Source organism: Streptomyces sp. NPDC057654, from assembly GCF_042800135.1.
Lineage (GTDB): Bacteria > Actinomycetota > Actinomycetes > Streptomycetales > Streptomycetaceae > Streptomyces.
The window spans coordinates 1-6732 of the sequence record NZ_JBHVHQ010000459.1 but is presented as its reverse complement, the minus strand read 5'-3'; the positions used below and the strand labels follow the sequence as shown (position 1 = coordinate 6732).

The 6732-nt window shown below is 71.8% G+C and carries 6 protein-coding genes and 1 pseudogene; 1 reads left to right on the top strand and 6 read right to left on the bottom strand.

Annotation, left to right across the window (positions count from 1 at the left end):
• The 3 genes and pseudogenes from ACFU99_RS27740 to ACFU99_RS27730 all read right to left on the bottom strand — a co-directional run.
• A pseudogene (locus ACFU99_RS27740) lies at positions 1–318 on the bottom strand (hypothetical protein); the annotation flags it as partial.
• 132 nt (positions 319–450) lie between these two features.
• The gene (locus tag ACFU99_RS27735; protein ID WP_384396973.1) at positions 451–1476 is read right to left on the bottom strand and encodes a LacI family DNA-binding transcriptional regulator; all 1026 of its coding nucleotides are present in this window, start codon (positions 1474–1476) and stop codon (positions 451–453) included.
• A 171-nt stretch (positions 1477–1647) separates the two neighbouring features.
• On the bottom strand, positions 1648–2466 hold the full coding sequence (locus tag ACFU99_RS27730) for a response regulator transcription factor (protein ID WP_384396970.1): 819 nt from the start codon (positions 2464–2466) through the stop codon (positions 1648–1650).
• A gap of 235 nt (positions 2467–2701) precedes the next feature.
• Here ACFU99_RS27730 and ACFU99_RS27725 point away from each other — a divergent pair, with 235 nt between their 5' ends.
• Positions 2702–3532, top strand: coding sequence for an alpha/beta hydrolase family protein (locus ACFU99_RS27725; protein WP_384396967.1), 831 nt, complete (start codon positions 2702–2704; stop codon positions 3530–3532).
• 25 nt (positions 3533–3557) lie between these two features.
• Here the strand turns inward: ACFU99_RS27725 and ACFU99_RS27720 are convergent, their stop codons facing one another.
• The 3 genes from ACFU99_RS27720 to ACFU99_RS27710 form a co-directional block, all read right to left on the bottom strand.
• Positions 3558–4766 (bottom strand): MFS transporter, encoded by a 1209-nt coding sequence (locus ACFU99_RS27720; RefSeq protein WP_384396964.1) that lies wholly within the window; start codon positions 4764–4766, stop codon positions 3558–3560.
• Positions 4763–6391: a Rieske 2Fe-2S domain-containing protein gene (locus ACFU99_RS27715; protein ID WP_384396961.1), complete on the bottom strand. Its 1629-nt coding sequence runs from the start codon at positions 6389–6391 to the stop codon at positions 4763–4765. Before ACFU99_RS27715 ends, ACFU99_RS27720 begins: the two co-directional genes overlap by 4 nt.
• Before the next feature lie 79 nt (positions 6392–6470).
• Positions 6471–6732 (bottom strand): galactosyltransferase-related protein (locus ACFU99_RS27710; protein WP_384396958.1); only part of this gene is annotated, 262 nt, incomplete at its 5' end.

Below are 6732 nucleotides of genomic sequence, written 5' to 3'. Positions count from 1 at the left end.
GTGCCGGACGGGGGCGGGCACGGCGCCCGATGCCGAGGAGCCGTCGCCGTGGAACGCGGCGCCGCCGGAGCCCCCATGGCCGCCGCCCTCACCGCTGCCTCCGCTGCCGCCCGCGGGCCACACGGTCACGCCGGTCGCCGTGGTGATCGGCTGCCCGTGCTGCCCGTACCGCGGGGAAGCCCCGTACGGGGGCGGGGTCTGTCCGGGGTGCGGGGGCTGCTCGGGCTGGTCCGGCGCGTGGGCCGGGGGCTCGGGGTAACCGGAAGGCTGCTGCTGGTAGGGGTCCTGGGAACCGCTGGGGCGGTGGCTTTCGGTCATGGGTATGACTTTGCTCTCGGATCATGAGAACTCTCTGAGGGCTTACTGAGAAGCCCGACAGAAGCAGGTATGCCCGAAATAAAGATCGGGAACCTCCAGGGAACCACGGAAGCGGCCGGTCCGCCGTTCCGGTCAGCCGCCGCAGCCGCAGGAGCGGCGCACCACCAGCGCCGACGGGAACTGCTTGAGCCGCTCCCGCCGCGAGCCGGCCACCCGCAGCCCCTCGTCCAGCACCAGGTCCACGGCCGCCCGCGCCATGGCCGTACGGTCCGAGGAGACCGTCGTCAGCGGCGGGTCCGTGAGCGCGGCCTCCTTCACGTCGTCGAACCCGGCCACGGCCAGCTCCCCCGGCACGTCGATGCGCAGCTCGCGGGCGGCCCGCAGCACCCCGAAGGCCTGGTCGTCGGTCGCGCACACGATGGCGGGCGGCCGGTCCGGGCCGGCGAGCAGGTCCAGCGCCACGGTGTAGGCGTCGTAGCGGTTGTACGGGGCCTGGAAGAGCCGGCCCTCCAGCGACTTGCCGGCCTCGCGCATGGCCCGCCGCCACCCCTCGACATGGTCGGTCACCGGGTCGCCGATCGTCGGGGTCTTCTCGGTGCCGCCGAGGCACGCCACGTACGGGTGGCCGTGCTCCAGCAGGTGCCGGGTGGTGAGCTGCGCGCCGCCGACGTCGTCGGTGACGACGGCCACGTCGTCGATGGCGTCCGGGCGGCGGTGCATCAGCACCACCCGCGCCTCCCAGGCGTCGATCTCCGCCGCGGCGTGCTCGCTCGGGCCCTGGCTGATGAGGATCAGCCCGGACACCCGCATCCCCAGGAACGCGCGCAGGTAGTGCACTTCGCGTTCGTCGAGGTAGTCGGAGTTGCCGACCAGCACCATCTTCCCGCGCTCGGCCGCGGCCTGCTCTACGGCGTGCGCCATCTCGGCGAAGAACGGCTGGCGGGCGTCCGGCACGATCAGCCCTATGAGGTCGGTACGGCGCGAGGCCATCGCCTGCGCGACCCGGTCCGGCCGGTAGCCGAGTTCCTTGATCGCCGCGAGTACCCGCTCCCGAGTGGCCGGAGCGACCGGCCTTGGTCCGTTGTTGATGACATAGCTGACGACCGCGGTGGAAGTCCCCGCCAGCCGTGCCACATCGTCCCGCGTCACCTTGGCCACGCGCGGCAGTCTACGCGGCTGAATGGCTGAACCCGCCGCCCGGCGACCGGGGTACGGGCCCGCCCCCGCGGCCCTGTCCGGCCGTGCCGTGCACGATGTCGCACGGCCGCGCCCGCCCGGTCACGCCCCGGCCCGTATCACCGGCCGGCCCGGCTCACGCCTCGGTCCGTATCACCGCTTGGCCTGGCTCACCGGCTCGGGACGCCCGGACCGCTCGGCGCGCTCGGCGCGCGGCCCCGCGTCCGTACGGGCGGCCCGCGCCCGGCCGTCGGCCTCGGCCTTCGCCTTGGCGGCCTCCTCGGCGGCGGCCCGCTCGACCTTCTCCGGCACGACGAAGCGGTAGCCGACGTTGCGCACGGTCCCGATCAGGGACTCGTGCTCGGGGCCGAGCTTCGCCCGCAGCCGCCGTACGTGCACGTCCACGGTCCGGGTGCCGCCGAAGTAGTCGTAGCCCCAGACCTCCTGGAGCAGCTGGGCGCGGGTGAAGACCCGGCCCGGGTGCTGCGCGAGGTACTTGATCAGCTCGAACTCCTTGAAGGTCAGGTCCAGGACCCGGCCCTTGAGCTTCGCGCTGTACGTCGCCTCGTCGACCGACAGATCGCCGTTGCGGATCTCCATCGGGCTGTCGTCGCCGGTGATCTGCCTGCGGCCCGTCGCGAGCCGCAGCCGGGCCTCGACCTCGGCCGGTCCCGCGGTGTCGAGGAGGACGTCGTCGACGCCCCAGTCGGCGGTGACGGCGGCGAGTCCGCCCTCGGTCACCACGAGGATCAGCGGACAGCCCGGCCCGGTGGAGCGCAGCAGCTGGCAGAGGCTGCGCACATGCGGGAGGTCGCGGCGGCCGTCGATCAGTATGGCGTCGGCGCCGGGGGTGTCCACGAGGGCCGGTCCCTCGGCGGGGGCGACCCGGACGCTGTGCAGCAGCAGGCCCAGCGCGGGGAGCACCTCCGTCGACGGCTGAAGTGCGTTGGTCAGGAGCAGTAGCGAGCTCACCGGCTGCCACCTGCCCTGGTCTCCGGACGGTCCTGCACGCTTCGTTTGCCCATTACGTCGGTTCCTCCTAGGTCCCTGCGAGGGGGTACCTGCCGGCCTCGGCCGGGGGAGTATGCGGCACTGCTCTTTACGGTGGTGCGGTCCCGTGCGTTCATTCACGCTTCGCGTGGACGAAAGCACAAAAGGACCCGGGGGCTACGTTGCCCGGATCCTCCTGCCCAGCAGAATAGCCCACATGACTTCGGAGGCCCCGAGCGATTTTGCACAGTCTTGTGTTCCCTCGATCACTTCGAGTGTTCGGCACGTCGCGCTGTTGACAACCGACGGAGTCCGTATCCAGGCCGCGTACGAGCCCGGGGCGGGCCCGGCGAAGGAACTGGCCGTGGTGATCGCGCACGGCTTCTCGGGCGCGTTGGAGCGGCCCGCGCTGCGGCGCGCCGCGGCGGCGTTCGCACAGGTGGCATCCGTGATCACGTTCTCGTTCCGGGGGCACGGCGGGTCGGGCGGCCGGTCCACGGTCGGCGACCGGGAAGTGCTGGACCTCGCTGCGGCCGTCCGGTGGGCGCGGGGGCTCGGATACCGGCGCGTGGCGACCGTCGGCTTCTCGATGGGCGGCTCGGTGGTCCTGCGCCACGCCGCGCTGTACGAACCGGAGCGCGAGGGGCGCACGGATGCGCGAACCGACATGGCGGTGTCCGTCAGCGCACCGGCCCGCTGGTTCTACCGCGGCACCGCGCCGATGCGGCGCCTGCACTGGGTGGTGACGCGCCCCGCGGGCCGCCTCGTGTCACGGTACGGCCTGCGCACCCGGATCCACCCCGAGGACTGGAACCCGGTGCCCCTCTCCCCCGTCGCCGCCGCCCCCATGATCGCCCCGACGCCGCTGCTGATCGTCCACGGCGACCTGGACCCGTACTTCCCCCTGGACCACCCCCGGATGCTGGCCGCCGCGGCGGACCCGGCCACCACGGACCTGTGGATCGAGCCGGGCTTCGGCCACGCGGAGAACGCGGCGAGCACCGAGCTGCTGGGCCGCATCGCGGGGTGGATCACAGAACACGCGTGAGGGGGCGGGCTTGAAGGGGCCGCGGTTACGCCTTCTCCCCGGCCTGTACGTCCAGGTCCGCGCCCAGGTCGCCGGCCGGCTGCTCCGCACGGCCCACCGCCGCGGTGCGCATCAGCCCCGCGCCCACCGCGATGCACGCGACGAGGAGGGTGATGAGCACGAAGGCCGTCTGGAGGTTCACGGCGTCGGCGATGCCGCCGACGATCGCGGGGGCCGCCAGGCTCGACCCGTACGACACCGTGGCCACGCCCGCGATGGCCTGGCCGGGGTTCTGCCCGGTCCTGCTGGCCGCCGAGAACGCGAGCGGCACGACGACGGCGATGCCCAGGCCCAGCATCGCGAAGCCCGGATAGGCCATGACGGGGCTGTCCGCGAAGACGATCAGCGCTCCGCCGCACGCGGAGACGGTGCCGCCGACCCGGACCGTGCGGACGGGGCCGAACCGGCCCACGATCAGGTCCCCGCTCAGCCGCATCACCGACATGGTGCAGGCGAACATCGTGTACCCGGCGGCGGCCACCGCGTCGCTCGCGCCGGTGACCTTGTCCAGGTAGATGGCCGACCAGTTGACGGCCGAGCCCTCGGCGAAGGCGGAGCAGAAGGCCAGCAGCCCCAGCAGCAGCACCACGCCCGTGGGCAGCGAGAACCGAGGCGGCGCGGGCGCCCCGGCGGCGGCCTCCCCCGTGCTGTCGGCCGGCAGCCCGCCGCCCAGCACCGGAGCGAGCAGCGCCAGGACGGCGGCGGCGACCAGCAGGTGCGCGCGGTAGCCCACCTGGGCCCCGGCCATCACCGCGCCGATGCCCGCGCCGAGGAAACTGCCCAGGCTCCACAGCCCGTGCAGGCTCGACATGATCGACTTGCCGAGCCGCTCCTCCACCCGCGCGCCCTGCGCGTTGATCGCCACATCGGAGACACCCGCGGCCATGCCGAAGATCAGGAACGCCACGCTCAGCGCGGCCAGTCCGGGCGCGACCGCCGGGAGCGCCAGGGCCGCGCACCAGCACATGACCAGCAGCCGCGCGCCGCGCCGACCGCCGAGCCGGTACACCAGCCGCCCCGCGAAGGGCATCGTCAGCAGCCCGCCCACCGCCTGCATCAGCAGGGCCAGCCCCAGCGGCCCCGGCGAAATGTGCAGGCCCCCGGCGAGCGCCGGTATCCGGGACGCCAGGCTGCCCGTCACCGCGCCGTGGACGGCGAACAGCCCGGATATCGCCAGCCGTTCTCGGGAGATCAAGCGTTGCTCCTGTCGTCGGCCGCGGGCTGATCGAGTGCGGGAATGGTGGGGAGGTCGCCCTCGGCCCGAGCAGGATCGTACTCACTGAACAGCTTGCGGTCATCGCTGGTCAGGCAGGTTCCGGTGGCCAAGTCGAATTCCCAGCCGTGCAGTTGGCAGGTGAGGACGCCGTCCTTCACGACGCCGAAGCGCTCCAGGTCCGCGCCGAGGTGCGGGCACTGCCGCTGGACCACATAGTCCCCGGCGCGGGCGAGACTGCCCATTCCGTCGCGCTCCGCGTAATACCGCTCCATGTATTCCAGCCGCTGGGGGGACATCGCCTGGAGGAAGCTGAAGATGTATTCGTTGTACGTGCCCTTGCGGTTCGCGGCGAACCGGCAGGAGAGGAACAGGTGGTTCACCCAGTCCTGTTCCCGGCCGCGTACGAGGTCCTCGGCGAGAGGGCGGGGAATGCGGAAGGTGTAGCGGCACTCCTCGCCCGCCCAGCGCTTCACCCGCCGGTCCAGGAAATCGAAGACGATGTGCTCCGGCGCTTCTTCGGGAGAATCGGGAGAATCGTTTTCGGGCTGGATATCGAAGAGGACCCGGCCGTTGACCCCGGTGCAGATATGGTCCGCGCGGCCCAGCAGCGGCTCCACCCACTCGGTGAGCTGCCCGAGCAGATCGCTGGTGTCCTGGGGCCAGGAGGCGCGCTCCGCGGCCAGGACCGGGCGGGCGCGCTCCTGGTAGCGCTCCAGGTAGCCCCTGCGGTCCAGGTAGATGTCGTCGATGGTCTCCTGCGGCAGCTGCTCGATGGCGCAGTGCCCCTCCGGCCCCAGCTCGACCACGGTGCCCGGCAGGAAGAGGTGGCCGTTGCTCTGGTCCTGTTCCGACAGGAACTCCAGGAACGCCATCTGGTCGGGGAAGGTGTTGTCGTCGGTGTTCTCGAAGTCGTTCATGTGGAACAGGTCGTCGTCCAGGAAGCACGGCGGGCCGGCGAACGGGAAGACGTGCGCGGCGTCGTACTGGTTGATGTAGCGCAGCGCGCGTTCCATGCCGTTTCTGCGTTTGCGCCGGCCCAGCGTGGACTTCATCCGTTCCGGGAATTCGTAGACCATCGGGAACCAGATCGCGCCGGAGTACTGGAGGAAGTGCCCGGCCAGCGGCCCGAATTCCTCGATCGGCCCGTTGTCCACGGGCCGTGCGTCGTTCTGGTTGAAGATCCGGACCGTGCCGTCGTCGAGCGCGATCGACGAGTCCCCGATCTCCCCGTCGGCCGGGCTCGTCACCGTGCTGATCAGGACGCGCAGCCCGCCGTCCAGCTCCGTGACCTCGTTGTCCCGCGTCTGGACGAAGGACCGGAAGCCGAGGTCCTCCAGCGCGTCCCGCAGGTCCGGCACCGGGTAGTCGGGCAGCAGCACCGTCGCCCGCTTCGACATATGGCGGCGCAGCCACTCCGGGTCGAAGTGGTCCCGGTGCAGGTGGGAGACGTACAGGTAGTCGGCCCGGCCGAGGACGGACGGGTCCAGCCGGGAGTTGTCGGGGAAGGGGAACCACGACGCGTAGTAGGCGGGGTTGAACCAGGGGTCGCACAGGACGCTGCCTGCCGTCGTCTCCACCATCAGTCCCGCGTGTCCGGTCGACATGATGCGCATTGTTCGCACTCCAAACAGATCAGCTGGCGAGGGCCCGTAGAGACCCCTGGGGCGTGCGGGCGGGGCGGCGTCAGGGAGCGGCGTAGGCGTCGATCCGCCCGTAGCCCTCCGAGCCGTCCCATGTCCCCATCTCCACGTGGGCGTTGAAGGCGCGGCCCTCGACGCGCATCGCGGGCCTCGGGTGGTTCAGGTGCATCACCGTGTCGTCGAAGCGGACGAAGTCGCCGTGCCGGCTCAGTCGTTCCACGAAGTCGTCGTCTTCGCCGCCCCAGCCGGCGAACCGCTCGTCGAAGCCGCCGATGCGGTGGTAGAGCGCGGCGTCCGCCCAGACG